Origin of the sequence: Dyella japonica (genome assembly GCF_040545895.1) — a bacterium.
Taxonomy (GTDB): Bacteria; Pseudomonadota; Gammaproteobacteria; order Xanthomonadales; family Rhodanobacteraceae; genus Dyella; species Dyella japonica_D.
Genome location: NZ_JBEPMU010000005.1, coordinates 174,295 through 194,487 on the forward strand (window position 1 = coordinate 174,295; position 20,193 = coordinate 194,487).

Annotated in this window: 14 protein-coding genes and 2 pseudogenes; 4 read left to right on the forward strand and 12 right to left on the reverse strand. The window is 64.2% G+C overall.

Features of this window, described 5'->3' with window-relative positions:
* Positions 1-121: 121 nt before the first annotated feature.
* Together ABIC75_RS16580 and ABIC75_RS16585 are read right to left on the reverse strand one after the other, a co-directional pair.
* Positions 122-1,324: pseudogene (locus tag ABIC75_RS16580) on the reverse strand (YadA family autotransporter adhesin); the annotation flags it as partial.
* Positions 1,325-1,334: 10 nt separating this feature from the next.
* Positions 1,335-2,429 (reverse strand): annotated as a pseudogene (locus tag ABIC75_RS16585) (S8 family serine peptidase); the annotation flags it as partial.
* Positions 2,430-2,704: 275 nt separating this feature from the next.
* Between ABIC75_RS16585 and ABIC75_RS16590 the strand changes: the two are divergent.
* Positions 2,705-3,499, forward strand: coding sequence for a TatD family hydrolase (locus tag ABIC75_RS16590; protein WP_354015001.1), 795 nt, complete (start codon positions 2,705-2,707; stop codon positions 3,497-3,499).
* A gap of 11 nt (positions 3,500-3,510) precedes the next feature.
* Here ABIC75_RS16590 and ABIC75_RS16595 read toward each other — a convergent pair whose 3' ends face one another.
* From ABIC75_RS16595 to ABIC75_RS16610, 4 genes are all read right to left on the reverse strand, one after another.
* A complete protein-coding gene (locus tag ABIC75_RS16595) occupies positions 3,511-4,044 on the reverse strand; it encodes a pseudouridine synthase (RefSeq protein WP_354015002.1) in 534 nt (177 codons plus the stop codon).
* 47 nt (positions 4,045-4,091) lie between these two features.
* Positions 4,092-4,988, reverse strand: coding sequence for a class I SAM-dependent methyltransferase (locus ABIC75_RS16600; RefSeq protein ID WP_354015003.1), 897 nt, complete (start codon positions 4,986-4,988; stop codon positions 4,092-4,094).
* 187 nt (positions 4,989-5,175) lie between these two features.
* Positions 5,176-6,288 carry an S-(hydroxymethyl)glutathione dehydrogenase/class III alcohol dehydrogenase gene (locus ABIC75_RS16605; protein WP_354015004.1) on the reverse strand — a complete coding sequence of 371 codons (1,113 nt, stop codon included), beginning with the start codon at positions 6,286-6,288 and terminating at the stop codon, positions 5,176-5,178.
* Between the two features lie 145 nt (positions 6,289-6,433).
* Positions 6,434-7,342, reverse strand: a complete 909-nt coding sequence (locus ABIC75_RS16610; RefSeq protein WP_354015005.1) for a LysR substrate-binding domain-containing protein — start codon at positions 7,340-7,342, stop codon at positions 6,434-6,436.
* Positions 7,343-7,447: 105 nt separating this feature from the next.
* Here ABIC75_RS16610 and ABIC75_RS16615 point away from each other — a divergent pair, with 105 nt between their 5' ends.
* A complete protein-coding gene (locus tag ABIC75_RS16615) occupies positions 7,448-7,636 on the forward strand; it encodes a hypothetical protein (protein ID WP_354015006.1) in 189 nt (62 codons plus the stop codon).
* Positions 7,637-7,673: 37 nt separating this feature from the next.
* On the opposite strand, the gene ABIC75_RS16620 is transcribed toward ABIC75_RS16615, so the two are convergent.
* Positions 7,674-9,905, reverse strand: a complete 2,232-nt coding sequence (locus ABIC75_RS16620) for a beta-glucosidase family protein (RefSeq protein WP_436407937.1) — start codon at positions 9,903-9,905, stop codon at positions 7,674-7,676.
* Between the two features lie 117 nt (positions 9,906-10,022).
* Between ABIC75_RS16620 and ABIC75_RS16625 the strand changes: the two genes are divergently transcribed.
* Positions 10,023-10,967 carry an aldo/keto reductase gene (locus ABIC75_RS16625; protein WP_354015008.1) on the forward strand — a complete coding sequence of 315 codons (945 nt, stop codon included), beginning with the start codon at positions 10,023-10,025 and terminating at the stop codon, positions 10,965-10,967.
* Positions 10,968-11,181: 214 nt separating this feature from the next.
* On the opposite strand, the gene ABIC75_RS16630 is transcribed toward ABIC75_RS16625, so the two are convergent.
* The 3 genes from ABIC75_RS16630 to ABIC75_RS16640 form a co-directional block, all read right to left on the reverse strand.
* Entirely contained in the window at positions 11,182-12,258 is a 1,077-nt protein-coding gene (locus ABIC75_RS16630; RefSeq protein WP_354015009.1) for a TraB/GumN family protein, read from the reverse strand.
* Positions 12,259-12,332: 74 nt separating this feature from the next.
* Complete coding sequence (chrA, locus tag ABIC75_RS16635) at positions 12,333-13,553, reverse strand: chromate efflux transporter (protein ID WP_354015010.1); 1,221 nt, start codon at positions 13,551-13,553, stop codon at positions 12,333-12,335.
* Positions 13,554-13,657: 104 nt separating this feature from the next.
* Positions 13,658-15,886, reverse strand: a complete 2,229-nt coding sequence (locus tag ABIC75_RS16640; RefSeq protein ID WP_354015011.1) for an NADP-dependent isocitrate dehydrogenase — start codon at positions 15,884-15,886, stop codon at positions 13,658-13,660.
* Between ABIC75_RS16640 and ABIC75_RS16645 the strand changes: the two genes are divergently transcribed.
* Complete coding sequence (locus ABIC75_RS16645) at positions 15,876-16,220, forward strand: hypothetical protein (RefSeq protein ID WP_354015012.1); 345 nt, start codon at positions 15,876-15,878, stop codon at positions 16,218-16,220. The genes ABIC75_RS16640 and ABIC75_RS16645 overlap by 11 nt on opposite strands.
* A 59-nt stretch (positions 16,221-16,279) precedes the next feature.
* Here the strand turns inward: ABIC75_RS16645 and ABIC75_RS16650 are convergent, their stop codons facing one another.
* Both ABIC75_RS16650 and ABIC75_RS16655 read right to left on the reverse strand, forming a co-directional pair.
* Positions 16,280-19,408 (reverse strand): efflux RND transporter permease subunit, encoded by a 3,129-nt coding sequence (locus ABIC75_RS16650; protein WP_354015013.1) that lies wholly within the window; start codon positions 19,406-19,408, stop codon positions 16,280-16,282.
* 174 nt (positions 19,409-19,582) lie between these two features.
* Positions 19,583-20,098: a Rossmann fold nucleotide-binding protein gene (locus ABIC75_RS16655; RefSeq protein ID WP_354015014.1), complete on the reverse strand. Its 516-nt coding sequence runs from the start codon at positions 20,096-20,098 to the stop codon at positions 19,583-19,585.
* Between the last annotated feature and the right edge of the window lie 95 nt (positions 20,099-20,193).

Below are 20,193 nucleotides of genomic sequence, written 5' to 3' on the forward strand. Positions count from 1 at the left end.
CGGATGCCACGGCCTTATTGCCCGTAGCGCTGGCATCGTCCGAACCATCGGCCGGACCGTCGGCTTTGAAGTAGTGCTGTGCCGCCGCCGTGGCGGCGCCGACCTGCTTGAGCTGCGACACGTTCACCGCGTCGGTATCGTCCGTGCCGACCGCTACGTTGGTGATCTTGCGCTCGTTGCCGACGCTGCCGACCGACACGGTGTTGGTCGTATCGGCAACGGAGTTGGCACCCAGCGCCACGCTGTTGGCGGCGCTGGCATAGGCGCCGTTGCCAATCGCGCTAGCGTTGGCGGCATTGGTGCCAGCACCGCTGCCCACGGCTGTGGAGCCGACGCCTTGCGCGATGGCGTTGGCACCGACCGCGCTGCTGTTGTCGTCGTACGCGACGCTACCCGCACCGATCGCCGTACTTTCGATGCCATTGGTCAGACTGTTGGCACCGTACGCGCTGCTGCGATCACCGAACGCCGCAGCGTTGGCACCCGTCGCCGTGCTGTCCACTCCTTCGGCATCGGACTGATAACCGCTGGCCAGCGCGCGTTCCGCCGAGGCGGCGGCACCCACGCCCATGGCCTGCGCACGACTGGCGGTGACTTTGGACACGGCACCAAAGGCAATGGCGTCGCTAATGTCCGCACTGCCATCCTTGACGCCCGCGATTGCACCATTGCCGATCGCCATGTTGCGCGTACCCGTACCACCGCCGGCCCAAGCATTGACGCCCATCGCTTGATCGTTGGTGTACGCCGCGACGGCACCATGGCCAATCCCCATGGCATCGGTGCCCCACGCCACACTCCCGTTGCCGATGGCAATGGAATCCGTGGTGCCCTTATTCGCGCCGTTGGCCAACGCATTCTTGCCGAGGGCGATACTGCCATCACCGCCGGCGAGAGATTTATTGCCTATGGCAACAGCACCGCCGAGGCTTGAATCAAGCCCATTCTTCGCCTGACCGCCGCTCGCATAAGCACCGGCACCCAGCGCTACGCTGTAATCGCCGAAAGTATAGGCGCCCGCACCAAGTGACGTCGATGCAAAACCCAGCGCCCATGCGGGACTCGATCCGTTGCCCGTGGTGTAAGAACCGCCCAAGGCGATGGCACCGGGGCCCACGGCATAAGTATTCGCGCCGATGGCAACGGAACCGTCGTTGTAGCCGATCGCTTTCGTGCCGATGCCGATGGCGTTGATGCTGCCTTGCGCCACACCAGAGTTCAAGCCGATCGCGATGCCACTGGCCGCGCCGTAGGAAAGGGCATTCGTGCCAATGACAACGCTGTTGGTGGAGTGCCGTATTGTCGTCAGCCGTACATGCACCATCACCGCCTAGACTCATGTTGATGACTTGTGCCGGATGCTTGTTGTCCGGCACCCCATCTACATGGCCACCCGATGCCCACACGATGGCATCGGCGATATCGCTGTCGGGGCCGCCACAGTGGCCCAACACGCGCACAGGCAACACTTTTGCCTTATAGGCCATGCCGGCCATGCCAATGCCGTTGTTGGTAATTTCCGCTCCACTGGCGCCAGCCACATGCGAGCCGTGCCAGGAGCTGCCAGATGCGTGAGCAGCATCAACGCAGGCATCGGGGCCCGAGGAGTACGGCGCACCCGTCGTCCAGTCACCCAGATCCCAGCCACCGGCCGCGCGACCATCACCAGGACGGCCAGAATTCAACGCACTGGTAAGAAAATCGTAACCATCATCGGCCAACGACGTATCGAGATCCGCGTGCTTGACGATACCGGTATCCAGCACGGCAATAGTGATGCCTGTGCCGTCTGCCAGATCCCAGGCCCCTGTGATGTTGGCGCCCCCCCAGTTAGCCGCGCTACTGATCGGCGTCAGTTTGCCGTCGCCCGGCAAGAAGTCTGTCTGATACTTCGCGAAATAGTTGTCGTTGGGTGTGAATGAAGCCGGTGCCTGGATGGGATGGCGCATCACGTCAGGCTGCACATAAGCCACGGTTGGATCACTGGCGATTGACTGCATGAAAGCCGTTGCTTCGGACGCACTTAGCTTGCGCGACGTGGCGATCAGATGAGCGCCGGTAGCCAGCGCGCGCTTGTAGGAAACGGTGGGTGCATTACTGGACAACGTTGCCTGGAGTTTCATCGCGTGCGTCATGGCTGCGCTTGCGCCCTGCGTGGCAGTCACGGCCGTCATGGGTGTACTGGCGTTGTAGCGAACGATGAAGCGGTTGAACGTTGCATTACTGGTAACTGCACTCGTGTTGATGCGCGTAGCAAGGCCATTCGAACCCGAGGCAGTTTGTGCGTGAGTGATGCAACCGAACGAAAGCGCAAACGCTACCGATGCGGCGAGCGCCGCTTTGAATGTTAGGCACTGCATGTTTGGATACTCCCCGATGATGATGAGCGACCGGCAAGGCCGCGCCTCTTCCACGCACGCTGGAGTCATTCATCACCGTCCCCATGGCGATGGATGGCAGGCTATGGCGAAGACCGGTTCGACTATCCGCGCGCCCAGCACCTTCGCTAAGAGGGCATGGCTGCGCCCAACCCGCACTGTTTCACTCGTAACAAAGTAGGTCTTGGCCGATGCCGGCGCGTATTGATGCGGCGCACCTCACGCGCACTCGCTGTCCGTGCCGGGCCAACGGTCATGCCATTTGTGTTTGCTTGACCGTCAATCTCTGGAAAAATGGCGAACCCAACCTGGCAAGTGACCGCGCAATGCAACTCGTCGACATCGGCGCCAATCTCACTCATGAGTCATTTCGACATGACTTCGATGCCGTGCTGCAGCGTGCGCAGGAGCATGGTGTTGTCCAATTGATGGTGACGGGTGCATCGACCGACGGGAGTTCGCACGCGCTGGCGCTGGCCCAGGCGCATCCGGGGCTGCTCTATGCCACCGCCGGTGTTCATCCGCATCATGCGATCGACTACGACGACGCCACCGACGTGCTTCTGCGCAAACTGGCGATGCATGAAGAAGTACGCGCCGTGGGCGAGGCGGGGCTGGACTACAACCGCAACTACTCGCCGCGCGACGTCCAGCTGGCGGTGTTCGAGCGGCAGTTGCAGATTGCCGTGGATGTGCAGAAGCCGGTCTTCCTGCACCAGCGCGATGCGCATCACGACTTCGTCGCTTTATTGCGTCGCTATCGGGACAGCATCCCGGGCGCAGTGGTGCATTGCTTTACCGATACGGGCGAAGCGCTGCGCGACTATCTGGCCCTCGATTGCCATATCGGCATCACGGGCTGGATCTGCGATGAGCGTCGTGGCACACATCTGCGCGAACTGGTGAAGGAGATTCCGGCGGATCGTCTTATGATCGAGACCGATGCGCCGTATCTGCTGCCGCGCACGGTGAAGCCGCATCCGTCGCATCGACGCAATGAACCGATGTACCTGCGCCACATCTGCGACGAGATTGCGCGCGATCGCGGCGAATCGCCGGAGGAGACGGCGGCCAACAGCACGGCGACGGCGCGTGCGTTCTTTGGATTGCCTTCGATCTGAGCGCGCGCGCATCAACCCACGATGCGCGTGCTTCCCGGTAAAAGGCCATCGAGCGCGTACGGCCCGATGCGTTCGCGTATGAGCCGGAGCGTGGGGAAACCGACCGCTGCCGTCATGCGACGCACCTGGCGGTTGCGGCCTTCGCGCAGCGTGATGCGCAGCCAACTGGTGGGAATGAGCTTGCGGAAACGCACGGGCGGGTCGCGCGGCCACAGCCACTCCGGTTCGCTTGCGTGTTCGGCGTGTGCAGGAAGCGTCGGCCCGTCATTGAGCACCACGCCGCGACGCAGCGCGTCGATGGCGTCATCGGTGACTTGGCCGTCCACCTGCACCAGGTAGGTTTTGGGTTCCTTGTGACGCGGATCGGTGAGCTTGTGCGCCAGCCGGCCATCATCGGTCAGCAGCAGCAGGCCTTCGCTGTCGTGATCGAGACGTCCGGCCGGATAGACGTCTTTTTGCTTGACGAAGGCCGCCAGCGTGGGACGACCATCCCCATCACTGAACTGGCAGAGCACGCCGTAGGGTTTGTTGAGCGCAATGAGCATGCAGCGTGCGCGGCCATCCGCATCCGAGCGAATGGCCGCGCCCTGGTTCAGTGCGACGTCGAGGGCGTCGCGGCGTCGGGCTTCACGAAGCGCAGCGTCATGCGGTCCGATTCGCCGATGGCCAGATACTTGGCGCGATCCTGGTCACCCAGCGTGAGCGTGGGCGGCAGCGTCCACACGCCCTTGGGATAATCCTTGGTGTCCTTCGGGTTCGCGTTGATCTCGCTCGATTCCTGCAAGCGGAAACCCGCATCGGTGGCGAGCTTGATCACCACGTTCGTGGGCAGGTAGCCGCTTTCCTTCACCGCATCCAGGCTCGCGTTGTCGGCGGCGCGATGATCTTCCACGCCCAGCACGCCGCCGGGACGAAGCACCGCATAGAACGCCTTGAACATGCCCGGCGCGGTATCGGCTTCCACCCAGTTATGCACGTTGCGGAAGGTCAGCACCATGTCCGCCGAGCCCGGTGCGCCGAACGAAGGGGCCTTGGGATCGAACTCGATCACCTGCGCCTTGCCGTAATGCGCAGCGTCGGCTGCAAACTTGGCCTTCAGTGCATTCAAGTCGCGGCTTGCCTCGCCATCGGCGGCGGGCTTGGCGGTGGCGGCGATGTAGTGGCCGTTGTTGCGCAACAGCGGCGCGAGGATTTCCGTGTACCAACCGCCGCCTGGCGTGACCTCGACGACGGTGAGGTCAGGGCGGATGCCGAAGAACTGCAGCGTACCCTTGGGATGGCGATAGACATCGCGCGCCTTGTGCTCCGGCGAGCGCCAGTCGCCCGCGATCACCTGATCGAGCTGCGACGCCGTGAAGTCGCTGGCGCTGGTGGGAGGCACCAGGGCACCGGCAGGTTGATCCTGCGCCTGCGCGTTGGCGGGCCCGGAATTGCCACTGCAAGCGGCCAGCAGCAGCGCTGCCAGCCCAAGGAAAACACCGCTCTTCATTGAAAACCCCTAGCGAAAACGTTGGTACGACAGCCCGGCAAGGCTTTCTCAGCTTGCCGGCCACGATGTATACAAAGGGTGGAAAACGAGCCCCTTCACCCCACGCGTCAGCTAAGCACGCGAAGCTGGAGCCCGTCTTTCGCAAGGCCGGCGCGCCACGCGGGGGCGCAAGCCGACCGAGATCAGCTCAGTAATGAATGACCGAGCGGATGACCTTGCCTTCGTGCATCAGGTCGAAGGCCTCGTTGATGGCTTCCAGCGGCAGCACCTTGGTGATCATCTCGTCGATCTTGATCTCGCCGGCCATGTAGCGGTCCACGTAGCCGGGCAGCTGCGAGCGGCCCTTCACGCCGCCGAACGCGGAGCCGCGCCACACGCGGCCCGTCACCAGCTGGAACGGCCGCGTGCTGATCTCCTGGCCTGCACCGGCCACGCCGATGATGATCGACTCGCCCCAACCCTTGTGGCAGCACTCCAGCGCCGAACGCATCACGTTGACGTTGCCGATGCACTCGAACGAATAGTCCACGCCGCCATCGGTGAGATCCACGATGACCTGCTGGATCGACGTATCCGCATAATCCTTCGGATTGACGAAATCGGTGGCGCCCAGCGCGCGTGCCATCTCGAACTTGTCCGGGTTGGTGTCCACCACCACGATGCGCCCGGCCCTGGCCATCACGGCGCCCTGCACCACCGACAGGCCAATGCCACCCAGGCCGAACACCGCCACGCTCGCGCCCGGCTCCACTTTCGCGGTGTTGAGCACGGCGCCGATGCCGGTGGTGATGCCGCAACCGAGCAGGCACACCTTTTCCAGCGGCGCCGCCTTGTTGATCTTGGCCAGCGAGATTTCCGGCAGCACGGTGTATTCGCTGAAGGTGCTGGTGCCCATGTAGTGCAGCAGCGGCTTGCCGTTGAGCGAGAAGCGCGAGGTGCCGTCAGGCATCACGCCGCGGCCCTGCGTGAGGCGGATCTTCTGGCAGAGGTTGGTCTTGCCGCTGAGGCAGAACTTGCACTCGCCACATTCGGGCGTGTACAGCGGAATCACGTGGTCGCCCACTTTCAGCGAGGTCACGCCCTCGCCCACTTCCTCCACGATGCCGCCACCTTCGTGACCAAGGATCACCGGGAACTGGCCTTCCGGATCGGCACCCGACAGCGTGAACGCGTCCGTGTGGCACACGCCGGTTGCCACGATGCGCACCAGCACTTCGCCCGCCTTGGGACCGGCCACATCAACCTGCTCGATGGACAGAGGCTTGCCTGCTTCCCAGGCGACGGCGGCGCGCGATTTCATGGCTTGAATCCTTGAGGGCTGAGGTGGGGAAAGCGAATGATGAAGGGTTGGGCCCGGAAGTGAAACCGTGGGAACCATCGACCTTGGTGCAACCGTCGTCGGGCACACGGCGCTTGCGGGCGGCAGTCGCGCATGAGTGCGCTTCCTACGGGTCGGCGTTGCCCGTGGCGTAGGACATCGCCTCCGAATATTTTCCCGCCTCGCACAGCAACCATTCGCGGAAGGTGCGCAAGCCGGCGTGATCTTTCGCGTGCTCCGGATACACCAGGAAATACGCCTCGGGAATCTGCTGGTAGCGATCGCCCAGCACGGTGAGCAAGCCGGCCTCGATCAGCGGGCGCGCCATCACCATGCGCCCCAGCGCCACGCCCATGCCTTCCATGGCGCCGCGCTGCAAGGCATCGGTGTTGTCGAAGTGCGCCACGTAGCGACGCGGCAATTCGGCATCGCCCTCGGCGAACCAGTCACGCCAGCGATCGCCGGGATCGCCGAGCAGCGGCCATTGGCTGAGATCGTTGGGATCAAGATCGCCCATGCGTTCCACCAGCGACGGCGCCGCCACCGGCGCAATCCACTCGCCGAACAGGCGTTCCGTGATCAGGCCGGGCCATGGACCGCGCCCGTAGCGCACCGCGGCGTCCACGGGATCGCGTTCGAAATTCACCAGCTCCACGCTGGATTGCAGGTTGAGCTGAAGCTCCGGATGCGCCGCCACCAGACGTGCAAGGCGCGGCACCAGCCAGCTCGACATCACGCCGGGAATGGCGCTGAGCGTGAGCACGTCGTCGCGGCGACAGCGGAAGCCGACCATCGCACGATCGATGCCTTCGAAATGATGGCTGACCGATTCCATCAAGCGTCGGCCTTCGGCGGTGAGTTGCACGCCACGCGGGCCGCGCTCGAACAGCTTGCGCTCCAGCCGTTGCTCGAGCTGCCGCACCTGATGACTGAGCGCGCTGACGGTGAGGTTGGCCTGTTCCGCCGCGCGCGAGAGATTGCCCAGCCGGGCCACCTGCACGAACTGTTGGAGAAGATCCAGCGACACGCGCGCCATCTTGAATTTCCCTCAAGGCTGGCTTGCGAATATATCGCTTTTTCGTCGCCTGCGACGCCTCTAACTTGAGCTGGCGCTCAAGTCACAGCGCCAAGGGAGGATGTCATGAGCTCGATCTTCACGAACCTGTTGTTCATGCATGGCCACATCACCAACCTGGAACTGGCGCGCCGACTGGCAGAGCCACCCGCTCCCACCTCCAAGCCCACCGGCAAGCGCAAGCGGACGCCGGATGCGTCGGTGGTGCCCAAGGTCGTTGCACCGGCGACGCTGGCACACGGCGGTTGCGGCTGAGCTGGACACCGACCCGCGAGGGCCGGTGTCGTGATCGTCAAAGTGTCCCCGCGGGCAACTGCACGTTGACTGGCTTGCCGAGATCGTCGGATGAACGCCCTTCGGCCACGCTGTACTGGCCGCCGCGTATCACCCAACCATGCTTGCCGGCGTCGAAGTCGGCCAACAGTTTCGGTTCGAGTGGAATGCTGAGCGTGCGGTGCTCACCCGGCTTCAGGAACACCTTGGCGTAACCGGCAAGCCGCGCCGATTTGGCACCCGGCACGCGCACGTACACCTGCGCCACGTCCGCACCGGCACGCGAACCAGTGTTGGTGACGTCCACTGTCGCGCGAAGCTGCGTGCCCTTGGCATCGACCTTCAGGTCGCCGTGCTTGAACTGCGTATAGGAAAGACCATAGCCGAACGGAAACAGCGGCTTGATGCCTTTGGATTGATACCAGCGATAGCCAACGTTCGCGCCTTCGATGGCGTAGTCCACGGATTCAGGCGGCGTGCCGCCGGAAACCCCGGGAAGGTCCTTGCGCGGCAGCTGCGAGAGATCGCTGGGCCAGCTCACCGGCAGTCGACCTGACGGGTTCACCTTGCCCGACAGCAGATTGGCAATCGCCTTGCCGCCATCGCCGCCGGGATACCAGGTCTCCAACACGGCGCCAACCTGATCGAGCCACGGCATGGCGACTGGGCCGCTGTTTTCCAGCACCACCACCGTATGCGGGTTCGCCTTGGCGACGGCATCGACGAGGGCATCCTGGTTGTCGGGCAGCGACAGATCCGCGGTGTCGACCGATTCGGCCTGCCACTTCTGCACGAACACCACCGCCACCTCCGACTTTGCGGCGAGTGCGGCGGCAGCGGCCACATCGTTGCCTTCGGCGAACTGCACGTTGGCTTTCGGTGCCGCGTCACGCAGCGCCTTCAACGGTGCGTACGGGTGATACATCACCGGGCCCGGCCAGGCGGTGGGCGCAATGCCCGGCACGGCGTTGCCACCCATGGCCGTGACCAGCGACGAGCCGCCGCCGGCAAGTACGCCCTTGTCGGCATGCGCGCCAATCACCGCGATGGATTGCAGCTTGTTGAGGTCCAGCGGCAGCAGCGCATTCTCGTTGCGCAACAGCACCGCGCCCGACTCCAGCGTTTCGCGCGCCACCTTGAGGTTGACCTGCGGATCGATCGGCGCCTTGCCTGCGGGATACTGGAACACGCCCACCGCAAACATGCTGCGCAGAATGCGTTGCACCATGTCGTCGATGCGCGCCTGCTTCACCTCGCCCTTGGCGAGCGCCGTGCGCAACGGTGCGTCGAAATAAACCTCCTTGTCGAACACCTCGCCCGCCGATTCCTGATCGAGTCCCGCGTTCACCGACTTTGCAGCGCTGTGCACGCCGCCCCAGTCGGACATCACGAAGCCGGGGTATTTCCAGTCGCGCTTGAGCACCTGGTTCATCAGGTAATCGTTCTCGCATGCCCAGTCGCTGTTGATCTTGTTGTACGAACACATCACCGAACCGGGCTTGCCGATCTCGATGGCCAGCTCGAACGCGAGCAGGTCCGATTCGCGCATGGCCTGTTCGCCGATCTGCGCGCTGATGGTGTTGCGCGCCGTCTCCTGGTCGTTCAACGCGTAGTGCTTGATGGTGGAGATGACGTGCTGATCCTGGATGCCCTTGATCGCCTCGCCGACGATGGTTCCGGCCAGCAGCGGGTCTTCACCGGCATATTCGAAATTGCGGCCGTTGCGCGGCTCGCGCGTAAGGTTGACGCCGCCGGCCAGCAGCACGTTGAACCCCTTGCTGTGCGCTTCGCTACCGATCATGGCGCCACCGCGGTACGCCACTTGCGGATCCCACGTTGCCGCAGTCACCGGCCCGGCCGGCAGCGGCGTGGCGTGATCGCCGGGGCGCATGCGGTCGGAACTGGCCACGCCCAGGCCCGCGTCGCTTTCTTCGAGCGCGGGAATGCCGAGTCGGTCAATCGGCGGCACATAGCCGGCCGACGCGATCGCGCCCTTGGGAAACGGCACGTTGGGCGGACGGTCGGGGCCTGCGTAGTAGCTGCGGATGAGCTGGAATTTTTCGTCCTGCGTGAGTTGCGCCAGCAGCAGCTTGGCGCGCGCATCGGGCGAAAGCGCGGTGTCGTTCCACGGTCGGGTCGCGGTTTGCGACGTCGCCATGCCGGCCCACGTACACAAGGCCATCACAACCGCAGCCTTCAGGACCGTGCCCTTCAAAACCGTGCACCGCAGTGCTGCCGCCTTGCTCTTCATCCGCCTTCCTCCAGTGTCGGTCCGGTCACGCGCTCGCCTCGGCATCACGCGGGCGGCGCGTATACTCGCCCAGTCCCCGGAGTATGCACGAACCCACATCGAACACGGAGCACATCCATGCAATGGCGTCCCCTCGGTCGATCCTCCCTTTCCGTCGCACCGCTCGCCTTTGGCGGCAACGTGTTTGGCTGGAGCGCGGATGAGCAACGCTCGTTCGAATTGCTCGATGCGTTCGTCGACGCGGGGTTCAACCTGATCGATACGGCGGACGTCTACTCGGCGTGGGTGCCCGGCAATCGCGGCGGCGAATCGGAAACCATCATCGGCAAGTGGCTCAAGCGCAGCGGCAAGCGCGACAAGGTGGTGATTGCCACCAAGGTCGCGAAATGGGCGGAGCATCCGGGTCTTTCGCCGATGAACATCAACCAGGCGGTGGAAGGCTCGCTCAAGCGCCTGCAGACCGACTACATCGATCTGTACCAGGCGCACGAAGATGACGCCACCGTGCCGCTGCACGACACGCTGGGCACGTTCGGCAAGCTGATCGAACAAGGCAAGGTGCGCGTGATCGGCGCGTCGAACTATGTGGCGGATCGCTTCGCCGAAGCACTGAAGGTATCGGCCGAACACCATCTGCCGCGCTACGAAACCCTGCAGCCCGAATACAACCTCGTGAGCCGCGCCGGCTACGAGAAGGAACTGGAGCCGTTGGTGGTGGCCGAGAACATCGGCGTCATCAACTACTACGCGCTGGCCAGCGGCTTCCTGAGCGGGAAGTACAGAAGCGAAGCGGATCTCGCCAAGAGTGCGGCGCGCAGCGGCGCCGTGCAGAAGTATCTCAACAAGCACGCGTTCGGCGTGCTTGGCGCGCTCGACAAGGTGGCCAATGCACGCGGCGCGACGCCCGCGCAGGTGGCCATCGCATGGTTGATCGCACGGCCCAGTGTTACTGCACCGATTGCGAGCGCAACCACCCTTCCCCAGTTGAAGGAATTGCTGGGCGGCGCGGAATTGCAGCTTGGCAAGGACGAGATTGCAGCGCTGGATCAGGCGAGCGCCTGAGGCATCCTCGCACGCTACGTACTCCTGACCGTCATCCCCGCGAAAGCGGGGATCCAGCGCCTCTCATGCGTCAGGGCAAAGTCGCTCGATCCCTGCTTTCGCAGGGATGGCGGCGCTTTGAAGCGTTCCGAATTCGTAGAGGCGGCGAGGTGTTGCACGATTCAAAGCTGGCGCGAATGACGCTACTTCGCTGCGCTCAAAAGACGCTCATGCACTATGGCGAAGGCGCCTCGCCTTCCGCATCGCTCCCGTCCGGTGCCTCCACCTGATACCCCGCCGCCTTCAGCCGCGCGATCAAACCCTTCGGCGACAGCACCTCCTGCATCGGGAGCATGGCGAAGGTCTGCGCGTTCGTATTGAGCGCCCGCTCGGCCGCGCCCATCCACATAGTCTCGGCTTTTTGCTCTACGTCGCTGAAGCCAAGCTGCTTGGCGAAGCCTGCCTCGGTCACGGCGGAGATGCACGCCTCGCGTTGATCGTTCATCGGCAACTTGCGGAGCTCATCGATGTCGCCGGTGGCCCAGGCATTGGCGCGTTCCGTGATGCGGCCCATGTCGCGCTCCACCGTGTCGAGCGTGCGACCGAAGCATTCGCGATCATCCATCGGCGATGACTTGAACGTCTTCACCGCGTTGCGCGGTTCGTCCACCAGCATGGTGTAGCGCACCGTTTCGAACTTCACGTTGTGCTTCTTGGCCAGGTCGCGCACGGTGTCCTTCACGCCGCCCGACGAGGTGAGGCCATAGCGCTTGATCGCCTTGTCGTAGAGTTCGACCGCGGCGAAGATCGGGCGCCAGTTCTCGATGCCGCTGTCGTTGCCGATGTACTGTTTCTTCAACGTCAACCAGCGCGCGTAGTCGGGCGCCGGCACCATCTGCTGCAGCGTCTGCCCGTCCGGGTTCTTGCGCGCCCCCACCAGCGACGGCAGCAGGAACAGCTTGCCGAAGAAGTTGGTCTTGGGTTTCAGCGCGATCGACGGTGGCCCAAGCACTTCCTGCGATTCGGCGATGGTCTGCTCGACTTCGTCGGTTTTCCACTGGATGCGATTGGGCAGCGGTGACAGCGTGCCGAGCACCCACATCACATGATCGCCCTTGCTCACCTTCCACAGTCCCGGACCGGGCTGTATGCCGCTGACGGTGACGGCTTCGAGATTCTGCACCTGTCCCGGCGCACTGCTTGCCGACGCGGGTGCGACCTGCGCGCTTGCCGGGCCGCCGAACGCCAGCGCGCCCACCAGCAGGACGGTCGCCAATGAACGAGCCAGCGGCGTGGAGTGCGTGGGTGTCATCGTCTCAAGTTCCTTATGGGGCTGCGTTGAGACCACCGCGCAGAAGCCCGGTTCCTTCGTTGAATATCGCGTGTTCAGTGAACCAGCCATGTACCCACGCCGGTCGCCGCCACGCACCACAACACCGCGACCCATGCGGGCTGTCGCGCCACGGCGAGCATCACGAATCCGCAAAGAGCGATGAGGATGTCGGACGCATCGTGCACCGTGCCGGTCCATACGGGATTGTAGAACGCGGCCGCGAGCAGGCCGACGACCGCCGCGTTGATCGCAGCCATGATCCGTACAGCATGCGCGCGTGTCGAAAGGCTGCGCCAGAACGGCATGGCGCCGCCGAGCAAGAGAAACCCCGGCAGAAAAATCGCGACGAGCGCCACCAACGCACCCGCCCAGCCCGCGCGATCCACCATGTGATCGCCCAGGAACGCGGCCAGCGAGAACATCGGCCCGGGCACGGCCTGTGCCGCGCCATAGCCAGCGAGAAACGTGTTCTCGTCGATCAAGCCCGGTTCGACCAGCGCCTGCTTCAGCCACGGCAGCACCACGTGACCGCCGCCGAACACCAGGGCACCCGCGCGATAGAACGCGGCACCGGTACGCAGCAGCGCGCCGCCATCCCAGGCGACGGTGAAAGCCGCGAGCAATAACAACGCGTAGATCACCAACAGCATCGTGCCTGCGCGCGTTCCATAACCGGGATCCAGGCTTGATTCGCCTTGCGCCTGCACATGACGACACACCCAAGGCGAGAGCAGCGCCGCTGCCGCAAGGACCAATAGCTGCATTCCGTTCTCCGGCTGCCACAGCAGGAACGCGGCGGCCACCACGGCGAGCACACGGCGCGGCCCGTCGGGCGCCAGCGAACGCCACATGCTATGGACCGCCTGTGCCACCACGACAACGGCCACCAACTTCAAGCCGTGCAGGAGCGAACGCCCCCAGGCCGTCTGCAGATAAGGCGTCCACCAGGCGAAGGCGAACATCAGCAAGGCCGAGGGCAGCGTGAAACCCACGAACGCGGCTATCGCACCGCGCCATCCCGCGCGCATCAGGCCAATGGAGAAGCCGAACTGGCTGCTCGCCGGCCCCGGCAGGAACTGGCACAGGGCGAGCAGTTGCGTATAGCGCGCGTCGTCCAGCCAGCGGCGCTCGTCGACAAAGGCGCGCCGGAAATAACCGAGATGCGCGATGGGACCACCGAACGAACGCAGCCCGAGCGACAGGAAAGCGAAGAACACTTCGCCGGCGCTGCCGGTTGGTGCTGCCTCGTCGTGGTTTGCATCTGGCGCGCTCATGCACACCAGCGTAGCGCACGGTCTTTGCGAAAGCTTTGCCGGGAAGCGCGCAAAAGAAAGGCCGCTTGCGCGGCCTTTCTCCATTCACCTGTGCGAGAGCGACATCAGCCCAGCGACGCCAGCGTGTCGTTGAACGTCTTGCTCGAACGCATGGCCTCGGTCACTCGCGCCACGTCCGGGTGGTAGTAGCCCTTGATGTCCACCGTCTTGCCCTGCGCGCCGTTGAGTTCGCCAATGATGGCGGCTTCGTTCTCGGTGAGCGCCTTGGCGATGGGCTCGAACTTGGCCTTGAGCTTGGCGTCGTCGTTCTGGGCAGCGAGCGCCTGCGCCCAGTACATGGCCAGGTAGAAGTGGCTACCGCGGTTGTCGAGCTCGCCGACCTTGCGGGCGGGCGACTTGTTGTTGTCGAGGATCTTGCCGTTCGCTTCGTCCAGCGTCTTGGCCAGCACGCGGGCATCGGCGTTGTCGTAGCGGTTGGCGAGGTGTTCCAGCGAGGCGGCGATGGCAAGGAATTCACCCAGCGAATCCCAGCGCAGGTAATCCTCTTCCAGGAACTGCTGCACGTGCTTGGGCGCGGAACCGCCCGCACCGGTTTCGAACAGGCCGCCACCGGCCATCAGCGGCACGATGGAAAGCATCTTGGCGCTGGTGCCCAGCTCCATGATCGGGAACAGGTCGGTGAGGTAGTCGCGCAGCACGTTGCCGGTCACCGAGATGGTGTCCTGGCCCTTGCGGATGCGCTCCAGCGAGAACGTGGTGGCATCGACCGGCGAGAGCACGCGGATGTCCAGGCCCGAGGTGTCGTGATCCTTGAGGTAACGCTCGACCTTCTTGATCACCTGCGCATCGTGCGCGCGGTTGGCGTCAAGCCAGAACACGGCCGGCGTGTTGCTGAGGCGCGCACGCGACACGGCGAGCTTCACCCAATCCTGGATCGGTGCGTCCTTGGTCTGGCACATGCGCCAGATGTCGCCGGTTTCCACCGACTGTTCCAGCAGCACCTTGCCGGCATCGTCGATGACCTTGACCAGGCCGTCGCCGGCGATCTTGAAGGTCTTGTCGTGCGAACCGTATTCCTCGGCAGCCTGCGCCATCAGGCCGACGTTGGGCACGCTGCCCATGGTGGCCGGATCGAAAGCGCCATGCGCCTTGCAGTCGTCGATCACGGCCTGGTACACGCCCGCATAGCTGCGATCGGGGATCACCGCCTTGGTGTCCTGCAGCTTGCCTTCGGTGTTCCACATCTTGCCGGAGTCGCGAATCATCGCCGGCATCGACGCGTCGATGATCACGTCGCTGGGCACGTGCAGGTTGGTGATGCCCTTGTCGGAATTCACCATGGCCAGCGCCGGACGCTTGGCGTATTCGGCCTTGATGTCGGCGAGGATCTCGTCCTGCGTCGCCTGCGGCAGCTGGCCGAGGCGCGCATACAGGTCACCGATGCCGTTGTTCGGCTCGAAGCCCACCCCCTTCAACGCGTCGGCGTGCTTGGTCAGCACGTCCTTATAGAACTCGTTGACAGCGAAGCCGAACATGATGGGGTCGGAGACCTTCATCATGGTCGCCTTCAGGTGCAGCGAGAACAGCACGCCCTGGTTCTTCGCGTCTTCGATCTGCGCGTCGATGAAGCGAGTGAGCGCCTTTTTGCTCATCACGGCGGCGTCGATGATCTCGCCGTCCTTCAGCGCGGTCTTTTCCTTGAGGACCTTGGTGGTGCCGTCCTTGCCGAACCACTCGATCTTCACGTTGGTGGCTTTCTCGACGACAGTGGATTTCTCGCTGCCGTAGAAATCGCCGCCATCCATGTGCGACACGTGCGTCTTCGAATCTTTGGACCACGCACCCATCTTGTGCGGGTGCTTGCGCGCGTAGTTCTTCACCGAAAGCGGTGCGCGGCGGTCGGAGTTGCCTTCGCGCAGCACGGGGTTCACGGCGCTGCCCTTCACCTTGTCGTAGCGCGCCTTGACGTTCCACTCGCTGACGTCCTTCGGGTCTTCCGGGTAGTCCGGCAGCGCATAACCCTGGCTCTGCAGCTCCTTGATCGCGGCCTTCAGCTGCGGCATCGAGGCGCTGATGTTGGGGAGCTTGATGATGTTGGCTTCAGGCGTGGTCGCCAGCTGGCCCAGTTCGGTGAGATCGTCGGCGATCTTCTGGTTGTCCGGGAGGATGTCCGGGAACTGGGCGATGATGCGGCCCGCCAGCGAAATGTCGCGCGTTTCCACCTGGATGCCGGCGGTGGCGGTGAAGGCCTTGATGATCGGCAGCAGCGAATGCGTGGCGAGGTACGGCGCTTCGTCCGTGAGCGTGTAGATGATCTTGGGCGTGTTCGACATTGTCTGCTATGACCTCGCTGGCTACGGCATGTTCAAGGTGGGGATGCGCGCCCGAGGGCAGCGCCGTGCGCGGACGCACACATCGTCCGGAGCCGTTCGACATGGGGTCGAAATGGCGGGACGGAAGCCCCTCATTGTCACGATTTCACATCGCGCGCGAAAGTTCGGCGGCCAGACAATGCGCAAGGGTATGGTTGGGCGGGATTTTTTCCGCAGGGTGCTGGTGCCGGGAATACTCACCACGTCCCTCACCGTCATTCCGGCGAAAGCCGGAATCCAGTGTCTCTCCACGAGGCGCACTGAAGGCGCTGGATTCCGGCTTTCGCCGGAATGACGGTGAGGAGTATGAAGCGACGAAGGATGTCGACTGCTACGCCCCGGTCACGCCAGACCTCACGCCCCCTCGCTCACCGGCACCCGCTTGGCCGAGCGATGGCGGGCGCGCCATGCGGAGAACCGATCGGCCAGGCACGAGAAGATCACGTAGAGCGCAGGCGTGCTCAGCAATGTCAGGCTCTGCGAGATCAGCAGGCCGCCGATCAGCGCAATACCCAGCGGGCGGCGCAGATCCGAACCTTCGCCCAGGCCCACCGCGATGGGCACGGCGGCGAGGATCGCCACCATCGTCGTCATCATGATGGGGCGGAAGCGCACCATGCTCGCCTCGTAGGCGGCGTCGGCCGGGCTCAGGCCGTGTTCGCGGCGCGACACCAGCGCGAAGTCGATCATCATGATCGCGTTCTTCTTCACGATGCCTATGAGCAGCACGAGCGCGATCTGCGCGATCACCGACAATTCCGTATCGGTGAACCACAGCGCCAGCAACGCGCCCACGCCCGCCGCCGGCAGCGTGGAAAGAATCGTCACCGGGTGGATCAGGCTCTCGTACAACATGCCCAGCACGATGTAGACGGTGACCACGGCGCCGAGCAGCAGCCACAGCATGCCGCTCTGCGATTGCTGGAAGCGGCGGAAATCGCCGCCGATATTGATGCGGATGTCGCCCGGCAAACGCATCTGCGAGCCGGTTTGCTGGATGATCTGCAAGGCTTCGCCCATGCTCACGCCGGGCGCGAGGTTGAAGCTCATGCTCATCACGGTGTATTGGTTTTCGTGCGAGATCTGCGTGGGCGCGAGGCCGGCCTCCTGGTGCGCGAAGGCCGTGAGCGGCACCATCTTGCCGTTGGTGCTGGCGACGTAGACCGCATTGATCGCCGCCGGCGTTGCCGTCTGGTTCGGCAGCGCGTTCACCACCACCTTGTACTGGTTGAGGTCCGAATAAATGGTGCTGATCTGGCGCTGGCCGAAGGCGTTGTACAACGCGCCATCGATGGTGCCGATGCCCACGCCCAGGCGCGCGGCCTTGTCGCGATCGATCACGATGTTCTGCTGCAGGCCGGCGTCGTCGACGTCGCTACCCACGTCCTTGAGCTTGGGATTCTTCTTCAGTTCGGCGACCAGCTTGGGCAGCCACAGCGTCAGTTCTTCCGGGTTGTCGCCCTGCAATGACACCTGGTATTGCGCGCCCTGGCTGGTGCCACCGCCACCACCGAAGCTGGGCAGGTCCTGGATGGGACGCAGGCGCACGTTGAGGTCGGGATAGCGCGCCGCCTTCGCACTCAGTCGCGCCAGCACGGCGAACGTATCGTCCTTGCGGCCCTGCGCGTGCGTCTTCAATTCGATGTCGAAGGTGCCCGACGCGCCCTGGCGACTGGTGCCCAGACGCGAGCCGACGCGCGCCACGTCGCGATCCTTCAGCAGCATGTCGATGAGGCGCTGCTGGCGCGCCACCGCATCCTGGAACGACACCGTGGCGCCGGAAGTCGCGCGCCCTCGGATCAGGCCCGTGTCCTGTGGCGGGAACAAGCCGGTCTTCACCTGGCCGAACAGGAAGATGGTGATCACGATGAGCACCAGCGGCGTCAGCGAGAACGCCAGCGCGTGCTTGATCGAGAATTTCAGGCAACGCGAGTAGACGCCAAGCATGCGCGCCTGGAAACCTTCCAGCGCGATGCCGATGCGCGTGGTCGGCTTGTCCTGGTCGTGGCTGCTGAGGAACTGGCCACACAGCGAGGTGGTGAGCGTGAGCGACACCAATGCGGAGACGATGATCGCCGCCACCAGCGTGATGGTGAATTCCTTGAAGAACAGGCCGGTGATGCCGCTCATGAACAACAGCGGCAGGAACACCGCCACCAGCGAGGCCGTGATCGAGACGATGGTGAAGCCGATTTCCCTCGCGCCGGCCAGCGCCGCTTCCATGCGCGTCATGCCCTGGTCGATGTGGCGCACGATGTTCTCGATCACCACGATGGCATCGTCCACCACGAAGCCGATGGCGATCACCAGCGCGAGCAGCGTGAGGTTGTTGAGCGTGAAGCCGAGCACGTACATCACCATCGCCGCGCCTGCGAGCGACAGCGGCACGGCAGCCGTGGCGATCAGCGTGGGCGCGAGCCGGCGCAGGAACAGCGCCATGGTCAGCATCACCATCAGCAGGCTGATCAGCAGAGTGGCCTGCACTTCATGCAGCGAGGCGCGGATGGTCGGCGTGCCATCGAAGTACGGCGTGAGCGTGGTGCCGGGCTGCAGGTAGTTGCGCAGCATCGGCACCGCGGCCTTCACGCGGTCCACCGTGCCGATGATGTTGGCGGTGGACTGGCGATACACATACATGAGGATGGCCGGCTTGCCCTCGAACCAGGCGGCTTGATAGGCATCCTGCAGGCCGTCGTACACCTTGGCCACATCGGACAGCCGCACCGGCGTGCCGTTGTTGGAGGCGATCACCAGGTTGGCGAAGTCGGCCGCGTTGTGCAGCGAATCGTTCGCGGTCACCGCCATGGTGGTCTTGCCGTCGGACAGGAAGCCCTGCGGCGAGGTGACGTTGGCGGCGGTGAGCGCGTTGCGCAGCTGGTCGGGCGACAGGCCCAGCGCATTGAGCTGGCGCAGGTTCACGTCGACGCGGATGGCGGGCGTCGCGGCACCGAGGATGTCCACCTCCGACACGCCTTCGAGCTGGCGGATGCGCTGCGCGAGCAGCGAGTCGGCGATGTCGTAGAGCTCGCGCGCCGACTGCGTTTCCGAGGTGAGCGCGAAGGCGATGATCGGATCGTCGTTCGGGTTGGCCTTCTGGTAGCTCGGCGGCGCATTGAGGCCGCTGGGCAGATCGGACTGCGCGGCGTTGATCGCCGCCTGCACATCGCGTGCGGCCGAGTCGAGGTTACGTCCCGTCTCGAACATCAGGAACACCTGCGTGCTGCCCAGCGAACTGGACGAGCGCATGGTGTCGATGCCCGGCACTTGTCCCAGATGGCGCTCCAGCGGCGCGGCCACGGTGGAAGCCATGGTGCTGGCGCTGGCACCGGCCTGGCTGGCCTGCACGAAGATCACCGGGAACTGCATGTTCGGCAGCGCGGCCACGCCCAGCAGCACGTAGCAGATCAGGCCCACCGCGAAAACGCCCATGGCAAGCAGCGAGGTACCGATCGGGCGGCGAATGAAGGGGCCGGAAATGTTCATGCCGTCAGCAAGCCAGAAACAACGCGCAACGCGCGAAGATGTTCAAAAAGGTCGCAGGCCGGATGGCGGCGCGCGCACGAAGGTACGTATATACCGCACATTGACGCAAGAACGCATGACGGTCGGTTTGGTTGATGGGTTTTTGCGCGGAATAACGCGACGGCTATTAGACGTCTAAATGCCCGCCAGGTTCAGCGACTGGAGTTGCGCATGGAGCGCATCCATTGAATCCCACGGCAGGACGGGCGAGTTGCCGCGCTCGTCCGGTGGGTTCTGCAGCAAGCCATCCGACCAGCCGCCGCAGCCCGTCAACGGCAGTAGCGGTCGATGATGCAGCCACGCGAGGCACACTTCGGAGATGGTGCCCGCACGTCCGCCGATCACCAGGCAGGCGTCGCCCGCCAACGCCATCAACAGGTTGCGCGCATCGCCCATGCCGCACGGGATGACGACAGTGGCAGGCCAGTCTTCCGCCGGCATCGCGTCGGCCGGAATGATGCTGACCACAAGTCCACCGGCATCGATGGCACGCTGCGCCGCATATCGCGTGGCCGGGCTGCCGCAGCCGCTCACCACCGTGATGCCCGATCTGGCCAGCAACTCGCCTGCTGCACCGGCGAGTTCATAGGCGTTCGAACCCGGCTCGGCGCTGCCCAATACGCACACCTGTGGTCTTCTCGGTGCAGTCATGTTGTCGCTCCAATGAGGGGGAAGTCCGCAGACGCGAAAAGGGGCGCACCTTCGCGGCACGCCCCTTTCGTATTCCGCCACTGAGCCGGCGCAGG